This window comes from Mobiluncus mulieris ATCC 35243 (assembly GCF_000160615.1).
In the GTDB taxonomy this organism is placed as follows: Bacteria; Actinomycetota; Actinomycetes; order Actinomycetales; family Actinomycetaceae; genus Mobiluncus; species Mobiluncus mulieris.
On the sequence record NZ_GG668520.1, the window covers coordinates 345,484 to 361,205 of the forward strand.

Below are 15,722 nucleotides of genomic sequence, written 5' to 3' on the forward strand. Positions count from 1 at the left end.
AACAGCGCATCGCCGCCACCAACGAAATGTCGGCAGTGGTAAGGTGTCGCAGACGACACCCAGGGGATTGCGCAATCCATTGTCAGCATCTCAGACAGTGCCCGCGAAAGTGCCACGGAGGCGCGAGTCAGCCTGGATGTCGATCAGGCTGTAGCGGAATCCTCGCAGAGTCGCAGTGCGCTGAGAGTACCGTATCACCAGTAGTTTTTAGCCTTGTGTGGGCTTAGTGAACGAAAAATCTAGATTTATTTTTGAAATTCCTTGTACGCCGCGACTCGCTGTGGTAGCCTTGGTTGCACGCAAACGTTTGCGTAACTTTTAGTATCTGATTGACCAAAGGAGACAATCGATGAAGCGAAGTGGCTTTTTGAAGAGAATGATAGCTATCCCTGTTATGGCAGCCCTAGCCTGCGGCTCCGCGCTTCTAACGGGTTGTGAAAGCGGCAAGAGTACCAGTGCCGACGGCAAAAAAAGCGACAAGGTTCGGATTGCAATCGTACCCAAAGACGCAACGAATCCCTGGTTCGTTCGGATGGAAGAAGGCGTCAAGAAGTACGCCGCTGACAGCGGTCTTGACGTGTTCCAAAGGGGACCGGCTGCCACTGATGCCACGCAACAGGCTCAGGTTATCCGTGACCTAATTGCGCAAAAGGTTAGTGCCATTGGGGTAGTGCCAGTAGACCCGGGTGCCTTGGAGCCAGTCCTCAAAGAGGCTCGGGATGCCGGTATTGTGGTGATTACTCACGAAGGCGCTTCACAGAAGAACACCCAGTACGATATTGAAGCCTTTAGTAATGAAGCCTATGGCGGGTTTATTATGGACAACCTGGCTGATGGGATGGGACAGGAAGGTGTATACACCACCATGGTGGGTCACATTACGAACGCCTCGCATAACGAGTGGGCTGACAGTGGGGTTAAACACCAGAAAGAAAAGTACCCCAAGATGAAACTGCTAGAAGCGCAACCTCGGGTCGAATCCGGTGATACCGCCGAAGGTGCTTACCAGGCAGCCAAGGAAGTCCTCAAGGCTCACCCTGAGGTTCGCGGTATTTTCGGCACTTCCTCCTTTGATGCCCCCGGGGTGGCTCGCGCCATCGAAGAAATGGGTCTCAAAGGCAAGGTATTCACTTCCGGAACTGGGATGCCTCAAGCCAATAAGGAAATCCTCAAGAACGGTACCGTACACGCTTTGACCCTGTGGGATCCAGCAGATGCCGGCTACGCTATGGCCGCTCTGGCTAAGAAAGTCCTTGACGGTGAAAAAATCAGTGAAGGCTTGGATTTGGGTGTTAAAGGCTACGAAAATATGAAGTTCAACAAAGACAACGACAAGGTTCTTGAGGGTAAGGGCTGGATAGCTATCACCTCTGATAACGTTGACGACTTCAACTTCTAGATAGGTTGTGAGACGGAATGAGCGATGTAGTCCTGGCAGTGCGTGGGGTGACCAAAGAATTTTCGGGTGTGAAAGCGCTTGATGATGTGAATCTCGAGATTCGCGCCGGTGAAATTCATTGTCTAGCTGGCGAGAATGGTTGCGGTAAATCTACCTTAATTAAGGTTATATCCGGCGTACACAAGCCAGATAAAGGGGAAATTAGGATAGGTGACCAGACCTTTAAGGCACTGCAACCCGCCGAAGCCATCAAAGCTGGCATCCAGGTTATCTACCAGGATTTTTCGGTGTTTCCGAATCTGACCGTAATGGAAAACCTTGCGATATCAAGTGAGGTCGCTAATCGACGGAAACTAGTAAATTGGAAGAGGTTTAGAAAACTCGCCCAGGAAGCTATTCATAAAATCAACTTCGAAGTAGATTTGGATGCATATCTAGGCGATTTGTCAGTAGCTGATAAACAACTAGTCGCTATCTGCCGAGCGCTCCTGCAGGATGCCAAAGTCCTGATTATGGATGAACCTACAACTGCGTTGACCAACCGTGAGGTTGAAGCATTGTTCCAGGTGATTCGCACCCTGCAGGCGCGCGGCATAGCGATTCTTTTCGTCAGTCACAAGCTGGACGAGGTATTCGAAATCAGTGAACGGTTTACGATTTTACGTAACGGGAAGCTGATTGTAACCGCTAATCCCGCAGAGTTGACTCGAGCCAAGTTTGCCAACTATATGACCGGTCATGACGTAGATGAATCCCGCTTTGAACAGCCTGAAAAACTCGGTGAGGAATTGCTGAAGTTAGAAAACTTCGGCCTCGAGGGTGCTTTCAGTGAGGTGAATCTTTCTTTACATCGGGGCGAAGTGCTGGGGATTACCGGCCTATTAGGTTCAGGTCGAAGAGAATTGGCACTCTCTATGTTTGGAGTGTTTCCTGCGACTTCTGGGGAAAGTCGGATAGCGGGAAAGCCCGTCAAGATAGATTCCATTTCCCAGGCCATGAAATACAAGATTGCCTATGTTCCCGAAGATCGCCTCACAGAAGGACTGATGCTGCAGCAGTCCATTGCCGATAACATCGTCATTTCCACTATTGACGATTTAACCCACTGGGGTTGGCTCAATGGCTCGAGCATCAAAGACGCAGTTACAAGTTCGGTAGAATCACTTAAAATTGCCACTAACAACCCTTACAATCCGGTGAGTACACTCTCCGGGGGCAATCAACAGCGTGTGGTGCTCGCGAAGTGGCTGAGAACCAAGCCCGATATTCTGATTTTGAACGGTCCTACAGTTGGCGTGGACATTGGATCCAAACAAGAAATTCATTCCACCTTGCTAGCCCTGGCTCGCCAAGGCATGGGGGTAATCGTTATTTCTGACGATATCCCGGAGCTCATGCAAATCTCGCGACGAATCTTGTTGCTGCGCGAGGGCAAAATCGCGGGTGAAGTCGATCCCAGTACAACCACCGAGCAGGAAGTCTCCGCCATGGTTACCGGTAAAAACCTGACAGAGGTAGAAAAATGACAGAAAATCCTGATAAGACAACCTCAACACAGACACTAGCTGAGTCCAACATCGAGAAACCTAAAAATTCGACACCAACAATGCTGCGACGTGTTCTTCATGCCAATGAATTCTATCTATTCTTAGTGCTCTTAGGTGTCAGCCTGCTAATCCAGGCGCGCAGCGGACAGTTTTTCACCATCAATAACCTCTTAGACCTGGCCAACGCGATGATAGTACCGGGACTGTTTGCCATCGGAGCCCACATGGTGTTGGTCTCTGGGGGTATCGATGTCTCTTTCCCTGCTCTAGGTTCTCTGGCGGTTTATGCCGTGGCTCGCTTCATGGTAGACATAGATTTCCGCGGCCCCTTCCTGGTTGTCTTGCTGATTATCATGGCAGTCGGGGCTTTACTGGGGGCTTTCAATGGCCTGTTCACCTCGCAGCTAGCAGCCCCAACCTTAATTATTACTTTAGGGACGATGAACGTATTCGCCGGAATAATGCAAGGTGCCCTTGGCGCGGTGCAAATCAGTCGACTGCCTGAACCAATTGATAAATTCGGCAGAGCCGTCCTGCTTCGGGTTGAGAATGTTCACCAAGGCACTCAATCCATCCTGCCGGCAACCTTCATTTTCTTTGTTATCGTCCTGGTTTTGATTGGCTTCGTGATGAAATATACGATGTTTGGGCGAGCCCTGTACGCCATGGGCGGCGATGAACAGGCCGCTATCCGGGTGGGATTCCGCGTCAAATGGATTAAATTTTGGCTCTATGTCATCGTCGGAGTCATAGCGGCTATAGCCGGTCTCATGTCCGTCAGTGTTACCCACCAGATGAATCCCACCGACTTGTTGGGTATGGAAATGATGGTGATAGCTGCAGTGGTGCTTGGGGGCACTGCCATCACCGGGGGTAAAGGTTCCTTGCTGGGCGTGGTGATGGGAACCATGTTGATTGCCATTATTCAAACCAACATGATTATGGCCGGCATTCCAACTACCGGTAAACGCTTCGTCTTGGGTCTGATGATTATTATCGGCACTGGAATTTCAGCCGTGCAGTTAACCCGGAGCCGGAAGCGGCAACGTTTGACAGCAGAGTGAGGTAATGATGACTACTACGATTAGTAAAACCGCCCCGAAAGCCAAGTTACGCCGGGTTCCTATCGAGCCGCAGGTTTCGAGGCTCCTTTGGACCCTCATTGCACTGACGGTGGTACTCCTGATAGTAAGAACCGATGCTTTCACCAGCCTTAACACCTGGGTTTCAATCGGTGTGCAATTTCCTGAATTTGGCATCATGGCCTTGGGCGTGCTGGTAACCATGGTAACTGGCGGGATTGATTTGTCTATTGTCGGCATAGCCAACCTCAGCGGTATCGCGGCGGTGATTACGATGCGATCCTTAGAAGCTCAGGGACAAAACCCGGCGGTAACGATTCTTACTGCGATAGTTGTGGCTTTGGCGGTTGGATTCGCCACCGGTATATTAAATGGTCTGCTCGTTGCTTATGTGCGAATTCCCGCTATTCTGGTAACCTTGGGCACCTTGGAATTATTCAGCGGTATTGGCATTATGACTACCGGTGGCAAGGCACTGAGCGGCTTGCCGGAAGCCTACAGCGAGGTTATCGGAGCTCGGCTCGGTGGAATCATCCCCATGCAGTTAGTGATATTCGTCGTGGTGGCTGTTATTGTAGGGTTGCTTTTGCACCGCAACTCTTACGGTTTGAAACTGTTCACGATTGGCACCAATCCGACCGCCGCTAAATTCAGCGGTTTGCATTCCGTAAAACTGCTGGTGGTTTGCTATGCCATCTCGGGGTTATGTGGTGCGACTGCCGGGCTGGTCATGCTGGCCAACTATAACTCGGCCAAGCCAGATTACGGTTTGAGTTACACCCTGATGACGATTCTGATTGTGGTTCTTGGAGGCGTAGACCCCTATGGAGGCAGAGGCAATATCTGGGGGGTATTGCTAGCTATCGTAATCCTGCAAATCTTAGCTTCAGGATTAAATACTTTTCCCAATATCAGTAACTTCTATCGCCCCTTCATTTTCGGCGCGGTATTGCTATTCGTGATTTGGACCAGTGAAAAATCCCTATTTAGATTCAAGAAAAGAGGTATATCGAAATGATAAAGACTATAGCAAACAAGCAAGTTGTGGTTGGTGCCGATTTTGCCGGCTTTGAACTTAAGGAAGCCGTCAAAAAGCACCTGATCGCTCGCGGATGGGAAGTGACCGACCTTACCCCTGTCAAGGCTGAAAGTGGTATGTACCATCGGGTTGGCTTCGCCCTGGGCTCCAAAATCGCCGAAGGCGAATTTGAGCGGGCTCTGGCATTCTGTGGAACAGGTATGGGCATCCACGTGGCAGCCAGTAAGGTTCCCCACGTGCACGCAGCTGTAGCTGAATCGGTTCGAGCCGCGAGACGGGCAGCTGCGGCTAACGGCTGTAATCTGTTGGCTATGGGGGGATTCTGGATTGGTCACCGCTTAGGTATGGCCATGGCTGATGCCTTTCTAGAAAGCCATCTTGGTAGCGGCTACGAGGACTGGGAAGGATTTTTGGAATACCATCAAATCGGTTTCAATGAATGTGAACACTTTGACTACGAGGCCTATAAAGCAAATGGATTCCAAGTGGTAAATCCCGCTACGGCTGTTTTAGGATCTGAACCGGAGGGTCTGGCCTATTAATATAATAAATTCCAAATATATTAATATTCTGCACTTCCGTATGTAAACGAGCCCCATAAGTCTATTGCAACAAACTGGGGATTGTATCGACTCGGTTAGTGGCTACACCCGTGTCTAAACGTGTGTTACCATATAATTCAGTGCAGACTTTAGAAATGCGAGAGGATAGCGATGGCAACCACAATCCGCGAGATTGCCAAAGAACTAGGGGTTAATATCTCTACAGTGTCGCGCAGCCTCAACAACTCGCCCAGCGTCTCGGCGCAAACCCGCGACAGGGTGCTCGAAGCCGCGCGGCGTTTGGGATACCGCCGTAATGCCCGTGCCACCGCGCTGCGCACCGGGAAAAGCGGGATTATCGGCGTGGTCGTCGGCGATATTGTCAACCCCTTTTTCGCTCAACTAGCCGACAGTATCGAGAAGAAAGCCCAAGACCTCGACTTGCGCCTCATGATTGGAAACGGCGGGGAAGACCCCCACCAACAAGAACAAGTCGTCGGCACCATGATGGAACATCAGATAGACGGACTGCTGCTGACCCCGGCAGGCACCCCGACAAACACCTTGCGGAACTATGTCAAAGAAATCCCTACCGTGGCCATCGACCGCAGCCTGGCGGGAGCGAACGTGGACACCGTCCTGTCCGAAGACTCCCCGGCGGTAGACGAACTAATGAAGCACGTCACCCGCCAAGGCTACCGTTCGGCGGTGGTGATATCCGGACCGGCAACCACCAGCACCGGCCTGAACCGGGAACGCCTGCTAAGCCAGAGCCTGCGCGATATCGGCGTGAAAACCCGCACTTACCGCACCACCTATCACGAAGAATCCGGTGCCGAGGCCATCGCACAAGCCCTGCGGGAAAACACCCCCGACATTGTGCTGTGCGCCTCGGCGGTGATTACCCTGGGTGTTATCGCGGGCCTGCACCGTCACGGCCTGCGAGTCGGCGAAGATGTCGCCATCGCGACCTTCGACAAGGTCCCCTGGCTGGTCACCACGATGCCCTCCATCGCCGTCATCGACACCAAGATTGACGAAATGGCGGATATCGCGATGCGGATTTTACGCCAGCGAATCGGTGGGGATCTTGGCAAGCCCCTCATGAAAACCGTTACCTCCCAACTGTTACTGCCCGCCGAACCCGGCGCCCCCCACGGCACGCCCTAAACGGAGCAACCTAATGACAGACATCCAAAACCAAAAAACCACTGCCCGTGAAGTATTAGCCGCGCTGGGACACGGCGAACGGGTCGCGGTAGTCGGATCCATCAACGCCGACCTGACCGTGGAAACCGAACAGCTGCCCTGTCCCGGGGAAACCGTTGTCGGCGGGCCGTTGGAAACCCTGCCTGGCGGCAAATCCGCCAACCAGGCCGTGACCTGTGCCCTGCTGGGAACCGCCACCAGTTTCATCGGAGCCCTAGGTGACGATGCCCACGGCGACCTGCTCTATCAGTCCCTGCGCCGCGCCGGAGTGGACACCGCCGGGGTCAGCCGCGTCAACCAGCCCAGCGGATCCACCCTGATTACCGTCGACTCGCACGGGGAAAACACTATTGTCTATTCGGCGGGCGCCAATGCCACGCTCAATGCCGCCAGTGTCGCGGCGCAAACCGAGATTATCCGAGGGGCACAGGTATTGGGGCTGTGCCTGGAATCCCCCCTGGAGGCGGTGGCGGCCGCAGCCACTATCGCCCGCGAGGCCGGGGTGACGATGGCGCTGAATTTCTCGCCCATTACCAAGGTTCCCGATTCCCTGTTGCGCCTGGTGGACGTGTTGATAGTCAATGAACACGAGCTGGCGGTGTTGGCTGGCCGCCCGCTGGATTCCGGTGACGCGGCGGGGTTGCGGGCGGCTTTGAGCGATTTGGGTTTTGAGCGTGCCGTGTTGACCTTGGGGGCGGATGGTGCCCTGGTGCTGGAGGGTGGCGAGTTCGTGTCCGTCCCGCCTTTCGCGGTCGCGGCGGTGGACACCACCGGTTGCGGGGATGCGTTTATGGGGTCCCTGTTGGCGGCGGTCGCGGCGGGGGAACCGCTTTCACGAGGTGCTTGCCTGGCTAGCGCCGTAGCCGGGGTGGCGGCGCTGCGAAAAGGGGCGCAGGCCTCGTATCGGAATGCCCGCGAAGTGCGGGAATTCCTGGATTTTTCATGAACCCGGGGCGGCTGGGGTGGCTGGGGTTGTTGGAGCCGCCGGGTTTGCCGGGGTACTGCCGGCCGGGGTGCTGCCAGTTCCCGTGCTGCCGGTCGGAGTGCTGCCGGCCGGGGTGCCGCCAGTTCCCGTACTGCCGGTCGGGGTACTGCTGGTCGGAGTGCTGCCAGTTCCCGTGCTGCCGGCCGGGGTACTGCCGGCTGGGGTGCCGCCAGTTCCCGTACTGCCGGCCGGAGTCCCGCCGGCCGGCGCACCGCCGGAGTTTGCCCCGGGGCGTGCTTCCCGCGCCCAGGCTGCCAGCCCGTTAAACATGGCGGTGGCGAATCTTTCCCGCCCGTTCTCGGTTTTCATCAAGGAGGCATCGGCGGGGTTGCGCATCTCGCCCAACTCCAGCATCACGGCGGGAACCTCGGCAAAATTCAGGGTCGCCAAGTCGGAGCGTTTCCACAAGCCGTCCGCAATCGGCCCGGTGTTTTGCGGGGTGAAACCACTGTCCTTTAGCGCTCCCACCAGCGCTGCCGCCAGCTTCGACGAAGGTTCCTTTTGCGATTCATGCAAAGGCGGGTCGGAAATCATCGCGAAGAACCCGTGAACCGAGGTGTTCGCGGTGCCGTTGGCATGAATCGAAACCATCGCATCCGCCCCGACTTTTTGCGCGAAAGCTCCCCGCTCGTTCACGCAAGGGCCCACCCCCACATCCGAATCACGCGTCAACAACACCGTTGCCCCGGCCGCCTCCAGTTTCGTTTTCAACAAGCCCGCGACTTTCCAGTTGAACTCGTGTTCGGTAAAACCGTCGTCCGTGGCGGTTCCCGTCGTGTTGCATGCCCGCTGTCCGCCACGTCCGTCGTCGACGTTTTGTCCAATTTGTTGCCAGGCGGCGGCGTTGCCTCCGTTGTGTCCGGGGTCTAGCACGATTTTCATTCCGCTTAAGCCACTGGCGGTGTCTTTCGGGGAATCGTCGCCGGAGCCTTTGTCTTTGTTACTGACCGAATCGGGATTCTCGGTGCTGGGTTCCACAGTAGAACTGGGGGTGGCGGGGACGGTGACGGTTGGAGTCGGGGTGGGGTTGAGGTTCATGCCGACTCCCACGCCGATACCGACGCTGATCAGGGACAGTAATACTGCGGCGGCTATCATCGCGACGGGGGACAGCCCGTCGCCGCCAGAGCGCCGGTCGGGTGGTGGCGGGGTGGAGCCGTTGTCGTCGACGCGCCGAAAGCGCAGTTTCGTCGGTCCTTCCGGGGTGGCAGCGGAGATACTTTTCCACCCGGATGGTGCGGGGTTGGTGCCCGCACCCGGGGCGGTGGTGTGGTCGAAAAAGTCGCGGGAATTCGCGGCGGTGTCACCATCGTTGGTTTCGTTCGCGGCGCGGATGGTGGGTTTCGTGGGGTTTCGGGGTTCATGAGGTGCCATCGCATAACCGAGCGCGTCACTGGAATCCCCCCGGGCTGAATCTGGGGTGGGCTGGCTGGCACTGGCGAACCCACCGGCACCGCCAGCCGTGCCCGGCTGGGGTGCGAAAGCATCATTTCCAGGGAATGCCGAGCCTAGGCCTTGGGTCCAGTTGTGGTTTGGTTCCTGGTTATTCTTCATGTCTTCCCATCCCGAGACCAGTTTTTGCCACCCTTCGGAGTGGGTGTCTGGCGCCGGTGTGGCGCGGTTCGGGCGTCTCGCCTCGCCTCGCGTGCCTTCTTCCAGGCTGGCGCCATAGGCCAGGCCGTTGCCCGAGTCGAAGCCGATGTCTAGAGGGCGGCGTTTGTTTCCGGTTTCATGAGGTGTCATCCCCGCCCCACCGTTTTTCCGCAAATCCCCGCTATTTGGTTTCAGGGAGCCCGCCGACCCGGCCGAACGCCACGCTTCGGGCTGGTTTTCGACTGGGATTCCAGAGAAATCGCCGGGGGAGGCGTTGGCACCTCGTGAAGTGGCGCCTAATGAAGCCGAGGAATCCGCGCGCCGCGACACCCCCGCCGCGAAACCGTCCCCGAAACTGCCTGGCGCATCCGGGCCGTCCGAGTTCAACATGTTTTGGGCATTGGCAATCAGCGCGGCGATACCGGGATTATCCCCGTATGGCAAGGTCGGAAGGCGTTCCGCCGTGGCTTGATCGGCCGCTTCGTTCGCGGCGTTGAACTCTTGGAAGAAACTAGCCGCGCGGGCACCGGTGGAAGAGGGCGGCAGGCCGTGGGGGCGCGGGTCGGCGGGGCGCGGCGTGACCTGTCCGAGCTGCGCGGACTTGGCGGGGGGCGCGGCGGGATAATCCTGGGTCGGTTCCCAGGTGTCGAAATCCTCTCCCCACTTCGGCATCTGTCCTATTTCCTTACTGCGGTATTCATGAGGCGCGAGCCGGGCTGGCGGCTGGGCATCACATCGAGGCGGTTTTTATCGGGTAACACGACCCTAGTGTTGTACCGATTGGTACATTTGACGGGCGAGTTGGAAACCTGCACCGGTGTAGATATTCCAACACTCGGTGTAGTCATATAGCGAGGTGCATACGAAATCACCCAGGTTCACGGACTGGTTGTAGTCCGGAACCACGCCGCCAGGGGAATACTGTTCCTTTATTTGGCAAGAGATTTCAGGATTCCCATCCTGTATGGTTACCACGGCGGAAGTCTGGGAGTCACAATTCCCGATTTGGGCTTCGTGATCCTTGACGGCGCAGGTCAGGGTATTCCCGGAAGCGGAACAGGTCGTGTTGCCGGTTTTCGTTGTGAAAGTGGTGGCTGACTGGGCGCCGGCGGGTGCGGGGAAGCGGACTTCGCGTTCCTTGGGTTTCTGGCTTTTATCGTCTTTATCTTTGTTCGCGTCCTTGTCTTTGTCTTTGTCCTTTGCCTTGGCGGGATCTTCATCGGTGGTCTGGGTAGTGGTGGTTTCCTTGGGTGCGGCGGTCTCGGATGTGGTTCCCAGGAAGGTCATAAGCACCACTACCGCCAGTCCAACCACTGCCGCCAGCAACACGGCAAAGATTACCCACAAAACCGTGTTGGATTTAGATTTCTGGGCGGCCGCAGCGGGCATGGCCATCACTGGAACAGAACCGGCGGTGGGATAGGTGGGATACGCACCGGGAGCACCGGGAGCACCGGGAGCGTATCCGGCGGGAGCGGGGTACGCCGGTGGAGCCCCAGCCGGAGTGCCAGGGGTGACGTAGGTTCCGGGGACACCTGGAGTTCCCGGGGCATAGGAGCCAGTGGAATTAGCGACGTATCCGGCGGGAGTATTGGGGGAAGCGGGGCTCGCTGTGGGGGTGGGGACTTCGAGGTTCGTGGGATAGTAACCGGCGGTTTCGCCACCCGCTGTTGCGAGGGGCGCTGCGGTTGTGCTGGCATCGGGGTAATTTGGGGTGCCGGTTTCGGCCGTCGCGGCGGTACCCGCAGCGGCGGTGGATTCTGTATCACGGGGTGGATTTCCCGCGTGATCTGAATCTTGCGCCGGTAAAATGGTGGTAGCATCCGGGTGGTTGTCCGGTGTTGCGCCAGCCGTGTACCCGCCCAGAATCGAGGTTCTTTGCGGGGCGGACTGGGTGTTGGGTTCCTCGGGCACTGGGGAGCCTGAATCCGGGGTTTCAGAATCAGGGGATGGCGCAACGGGGTTGTGCGGCGTGTCCGGCGTTTCCCCTGAAACTAGTGGTTCATCATTGGAAAGAGTCGTCTCTGCGGATGGCACCTCATGAATGGGAAACACTGAAAGGGAGGGCGACATGGCTTCGCGTTCCTGCAGCGCGGCGGTGACGGCCGGCTCGTTCTTCGAAGCCAGCCACGCGAGCAGTTCGGGATAGGCAGCGGGGTTCTTGGCAATGAGCGGGCGCAAGTCAGGATCGGTGGCCAGTTGCTGCAACTCGGTGGCGGGGGTCGTGGGATCTGAAGCTCGTTTTTTCTGATTCATATCACTCATGGAAGTCCTTTCCGTTGCCCATTATTCCACATATCGGCGTGGCGGCGCGGATTTTCTGGTTATGGACACATAACCACCTTATTGAGAAACCTTGACATCGAGACAAGCCTGTGACCTGGGGATTTATCCGGGGCGCAATTATATCATATGGCTTATGTATTCGCAACTAAACTCCGCGATAGGTAAAGTGTTGGAATCCCAGGGATTTCACACGGCTCGCGGCGGCGGTCAAGTCAGCGGCAAAATCGCGCGCCCCAGGCAACTCGTAGCGACTGGCGAACTCTGGACGAGTCCCGTCGGGGCGCGCCTGTTGCACCGCCAGGGTCTGTACCCCGCGTTGCCGTAAAGCCTCCGCGAGTGGTACCAGAGTTTCAGGATTGGTATCATCAAGGTCGTGACCAGGGGAAACCGTGATACGCACCTCGTAATTAGCCAGCGTCCCCTCCTGGTATGCCCCCACCACCATGTCGAGGGACTCCCAGGCACTTTGCCCGGCTTTATTCAGGGGTGGTATCGACAGACGCAGCTTAGCGGTGGACGCGCTTGATTTGGTGGGGGTCGCGGTCGCTGGTTGCGTCTGTCCCAATCCCACCACGCGCGGGTAGTTTTGCGGCAGCGCCTTAATATCCAGGCCAATCCAGTCCACCAGGTTTTGCGCCAGCAAAGCCGCCAGCCGACGCGGATACGCCCCACCGGTATGCAACCCCACCTGGAAACCGAGCTGTTTGGCGCGACGCGCGGCCTCCAGCAAGGCGGGCTGGCGGGTGGGCTCCCCGCCGGAAAACACCACCCCATCCAACAGACCCGCGCGGCGTTCCAGCAGGCTCCACAACTCGGATTCGGGAACCTGGGCGGGGGCTTTCGGGTCAATAATCGCGAAATTCTGGCAGTAACCACAATTCCACGGGCAACCCTGGAGAAAAACGACAGCGGCGAGTTTCCCCGGCCAATCCACCGTGGAAAACGGGGTCAAACCCGCGATAACAAGGCCGGTATCTGACACGGTCGCTTCCTTACTGTTGTTGGAATTAGGGATTTAGCGGCGAGAGGGTGTGGCGTGGCCGGGGCCACGCCACACCCGGTGTGGGTTGGTTGGGTCGGCCTCGAGGCCGACCCAACCAACCCACAAAAGCCTCTATCTCTAAGCTCAGGATTGCGCTGACAGAGTCAGCGCCAACCCTATTTGGGGTGGGTTTCGACGCTAAGCCTGGTGGGGGGTGCGGCGGTTACGTCGCGCCCCCCACCAGAATGCCGAGAGGCAACTCATGAATCCAAAACCGAAACACCCGATACGTGGCGCAGCGAACTAAACCAGGCGAACTAAACCAGCGCCGGCACGCCCGAGGTCTTTTCCAACAGGTGCGAGTGTAACTCGCCGTGGGTCGCGGCCGCGGACTCGCTGAAACTGACGCGCTCGGCGTACTCGCCCTTCTTGCCAATGTTAAAGGACTGTACCGGGCGGAAATACCCCATCACCCGCGTCCACACCTCGCATTCCTGGTGTTCCCCGGCGGCCTCGCACTGCGGGCAAGTGAAGTGCTCGCCCGAGAGATACCCGTGGGACGGGCAAATCGAGAACGTTGGGGTAATCGTGATATAGGGCGTGCGCCAGGTAGTCAGGGAACGTTTCACGAGTTGCTTGCACGCCTGGGCGCTGGAAACCGCCTCGCCCATGTACAGGTGCAACACGGTGCCGCCGGTGTACTTGGTTTGCAGCTCCTCTTGCAGTTCCTCGGCCAAGAACGGGTCGTTGGTGAAACCAACCGGCAACTGGGAAGAATTCGTGTAATACGGGTTGTCCTTGGTGCCGGCCTGGATGATTTTATCGCCGAAGCGTTTACGGTCAGCCTTGGCCAAACGATAGGTCGTGCCCTCGGCCGGGGTGGCCTCCAGGTTGTACATGTGGCCGGTAGACTCCTGGAGTTCCACCATCTGGTCGCGCACCCCGTCCAGAATCCGCATGGCCATCTCGTGTCCGCGCGGGTCGGTGATGTCATAAGCATCATCGGTGAAGTTGCGAATCATCTCGTTCATACCGTTGACGCCGATGGTCGAAAAATGATTGTCCAAGGTTCCCAGATAGCGTTTAGTGTAGGGGAACAGCCCGTGATCCATATGGTATTGGATGATTTCACGTTTGGCCTCTAAGGTCTGCGAACCCAGGGCAACCAGCTCGCGCAGACGCTTAACCAAGTCGGCTTCGTCGCCCTTGTACAGGTATCCCAGCCGAGCCAGGTTAATGGTCACCACGCCGATGGAACCGGTCTGCTCGGCCGAACCGAACAGGCCGTTGCCGCGCTTGACCAGCTCGCGCAGATCCAGCTGCAGGCGGCAGCACATGGAGCGAATCTGGCCGGGGTCGAGCTCCGAGTTAATGAAATTCTGGAAATACGGCAGCCCGTACTTCGCGGTCATCGTGAACAGCAAGTCGGCATTGGGGGAATCCCAGTCGAAATCCTTGGTCATGTTATAGGTCGGAATCGGGAAAGTGAACACGCGCCCATTCGCGTCCCCGGCGGTCATGACCTCCATGTAGGCGCGGTTGATAATGTCCATTTCCGCCTGGAGGTCGCCGTAAGCGAAATCGCACACGTCCCCGCCAATGAAAGGCACTTCGTCCTTGAGATCATCGGGGCAGATCCAGTCGAAGGTCAGGTTCGTGAACGGGCACTGTGATCCCCACCGGCTGGGCACGTTCAGGTTGTAAATCAGTTCTTGCATCTGTTGTTTGACTTCCTCGTAGGTCATGTTGTCCAGGCGCACGAAGGGAGCCATGTAAGTGTCGAAGGAGCTAAATGCCTGGGCGCCAGCCCATTCGTTTTGCAGCGTGCCCAGGAAGTTCACAATCTGGCCGCAAGCCGAGGAAAAATGCTTCGGCGGGTTTGAGGCGATTGCCCCGGTGACCCCGTTGAAGCCCTGTTGTAACAGTTGTTTCAGCGACCAGCCCGCGCAATACCCGCTAAACATGTCCAGGTCGTGGATGTGGAAGTCGCCGTCACGGTGTGCTTCGCCGGCCTCGGGGCTGTAAACATTGTCCAACCAGTAGTTGGCCACCATCTTGCCGGCCGCGTTCAGAATCAACCCGCCGACCGAATACCCCTGGTTGGCGTTGGCATTCACCCGCCAGTCCGCACGATCCAAGTATTCGTCCACGGTTTCAATCGGGTCAATCAGGTGACGTTCAGCGCCGTCCTTTGCTTGCTTCATAGGTTCTCTCTCCATAATTTTTTCTTTTCTCTGCGCTCTCTGACTTAGAGCATCGGGTTACTACTCTAGGCGAGTTTGACAGAAAATCAACTACATCTTGGGTGTGTTTTCAATTAGACCACAATATATAGTGGTTGGAAGGTGGTAGGGATGCGCGCTCATGAGGTGCCACCTGGGATTTGAAGCGGCATGTGAAAATTGTCACACGCGACCCCCTCGGCGTGTCTCGCGGCACCGCGCGTCGTGCCGCTGCGGTGGCTCGTGGATGCGCGCTAGCGGGACGGGAAGGGGGAGCACCCCCTCAACTTTTGCTTACGCAAAAGTTTCACCCCCCAGTCCCGCTGCGCTGCGCATTCCACTGCGCCACCTTCGCTTACTCTAGCGTCGGCGCAGGGAGTAAGACACGCCGGGGAGCCAAATGTTTGCTGGATAGCGGCGGGCCGGGATTTTGGGCGTATGTCCGGATGGTGAGCGGTGAAAACCGGGGTTACGGGATGCAGTCGGGGCTCGTAACTTTGGAGGATGGCAGAAATTAGTGAGAATTTTTGCGATTTGGGGCGATTTTTTTACGGCAAAATCAATCTTTTCACTAGTTTTTGCCAGGGTTTAGGATGAAGGGGTGAAGTTTTCGAAGCGCACGGAACTCGGGGCTCCCAATGCGGTGGCCAGGGTCGAGAGCGCGGCGGCGCGCGGTCAACCCCGAGCGCCTGTACCTGTTAAGCTCCACGTCACAGGGGTATTCGTGGCTGATGAAACTGTTTTGCGACCCCGACGACACGGTTTCATACCCAACAGTGTATTTTCACGCTCAAACTATATGAGGCACCACTCTGCTTTCGCGCTCAATATACGTA

11 protein-coding genes are annotated in these 15,722 nt (G+C 56.8%); 7 read left to right on the forward strand and 4 right to left on the reverse strand.

All coding sequences use genetic code 11. The features are described from left to right. Window positions 1-349 precede the first annotated feature (349 nt). The 7 genes from HMPREF0577_RS09430 to HMPREF0577_RS09460 all read left to right on the forward strand — a co-directional run bounded on the left by HMPREF0577_RS09430 (window position 350) and on the right by HMPREF0577_RS09460 (window position 7,764). Window positions 350-1,399, forward strand: a complete 1,050-nt coding sequence (locus HMPREF0577_RS09430) for an autoinducer 2 ABC transporter substrate-binding protein (protein WP_004013640.1) — start codon at window positions 350-352, stop codon at window positions 1,397-1,399. Between the two features lie 17 nt (window positions 1,400-1,416). Further along, window positions 1,417-2,925, forward strand: coding sequence for a sugar ABC transporter ATP-binding protein (locus tag HMPREF0577_RS09435; protein WP_004013641.1), 1,509 nt, complete (start codon window positions 1,417-1,419; stop codon window positions 2,923-2,925). Next, window positions 2,922-4,010, forward strand: coding sequence for an ABC transporter permease (locus HMPREF0577_RS09440; RefSeq protein WP_004013643.1), 1,089 nt, complete (start codon window positions 2,922-2,924; stop codon window positions 4,008-4,010). The genes HMPREF0577_RS09435 and HMPREF0577_RS09440 overlap by 4 nt, the downstream gene beginning before the upstream one ends. A 4-nt stretch (window positions 4,011-4,014) precedes the next feature. Beyond that, window positions 4,015-5,046 (forward strand): ABC transporter permease, encoded by a 1,032-nt coding sequence (locus HMPREF0577_RS09445; protein ID WP_004013644.1) that lies wholly within the window; start codon window positions 4,015-4,017, stop codon window positions 5,044-5,046. Next, complete coding sequence (locus tag HMPREF0577_RS09450) at window positions 5,043-5,609, forward strand: RpiB/LacA/LacB family sugar-phosphate isomerase (RefSeq protein WP_004013646.1); 567 nt, start codon at window positions 5,043-5,045, stop codon at window positions 5,607-5,609. The genes HMPREF0577_RS09445 and HMPREF0577_RS09450 overlap by 4 nt, the downstream gene beginning before the upstream one ends. Before the next feature lie 171 nt (window positions 5,610-5,780). Next, window positions 5,781-6,779, forward strand: coding sequence for a LacI family DNA-binding transcriptional regulator (locus tag HMPREF0577_RS09455; RefSeq protein WP_004013647.1), 999 nt, complete (start codon window positions 5,781-5,783; stop codon window positions 6,777-6,779). Between the two features lie 13 nt (window positions 6,780-6,792). Beyond that, window positions 6,793-7,764 (forward strand): ribokinase, encoded by a 972-nt coding sequence (locus HMPREF0577_RS09460; protein WP_004013648.1) that lies wholly within the window; start codon window positions 6,793-6,795, stop codon window positions 7,762-7,764. On the opposite strand, the gene HMPREF0577_RS09465 is transcribed toward HMPREF0577_RS09460, so the two are convergent. From HMPREF0577_RS09465 to HMPREF0577_RS09480, 4 genes are all read right to left on the reverse strand, one after another. Then, window positions 7,759-10,068 (reverse strand): N-acetylmuramoyl-L-alanine amidase, encoded by a 2,310-nt coding sequence (locus tag HMPREF0577_RS09465; RefSeq protein WP_004013649.1) that lies wholly within the window; start codon window positions 10,066-10,068, stop codon window positions 7,759-7,761. The two genes, HMPREF0577_RS09460 and HMPREF0577_RS09465, sit on opposite strands and share 6 nt — an antisense overlap. Window positions 10,069-10,161: 93 nt before the next feature. Then, window positions 10,162-11,661: a variant leucine-rich repeat-containing protein gene (locus HMPREF0577_RS09470; RefSeq protein WP_004013650.1), complete on the reverse strand. Its 1,500-nt coding sequence runs from the start codon at window positions 11,659-11,661 to the stop codon at window positions 10,162-10,164. A 166-nt stretch (window positions 11,662-11,827) separates the two neighbouring features. After that, a complete protein-coding gene (locus tag HMPREF0577_RS09475) occupies window positions 11,828-12,664 on the reverse strand; it encodes an anaerobic ribonucleoside-triphosphate reductase activating protein (protein WP_004013651.1) in 837 nt (278 codons plus the stop codon). 317 nt (window positions 12,665-12,981) lie between these two features. Further along, on the reverse strand, window positions 12,982-14,886 hold the full coding sequence (locus HMPREF0577_RS09480; protein WP_256585205.1) for a ribonucleoside triphosphate reductase: 1,905 nt from the start codon (window positions 14,884-14,886) through the stop codon (window positions 12,982-12,984). Window positions 14,887-15,722 lie beyond the last annotated feature (836 nt).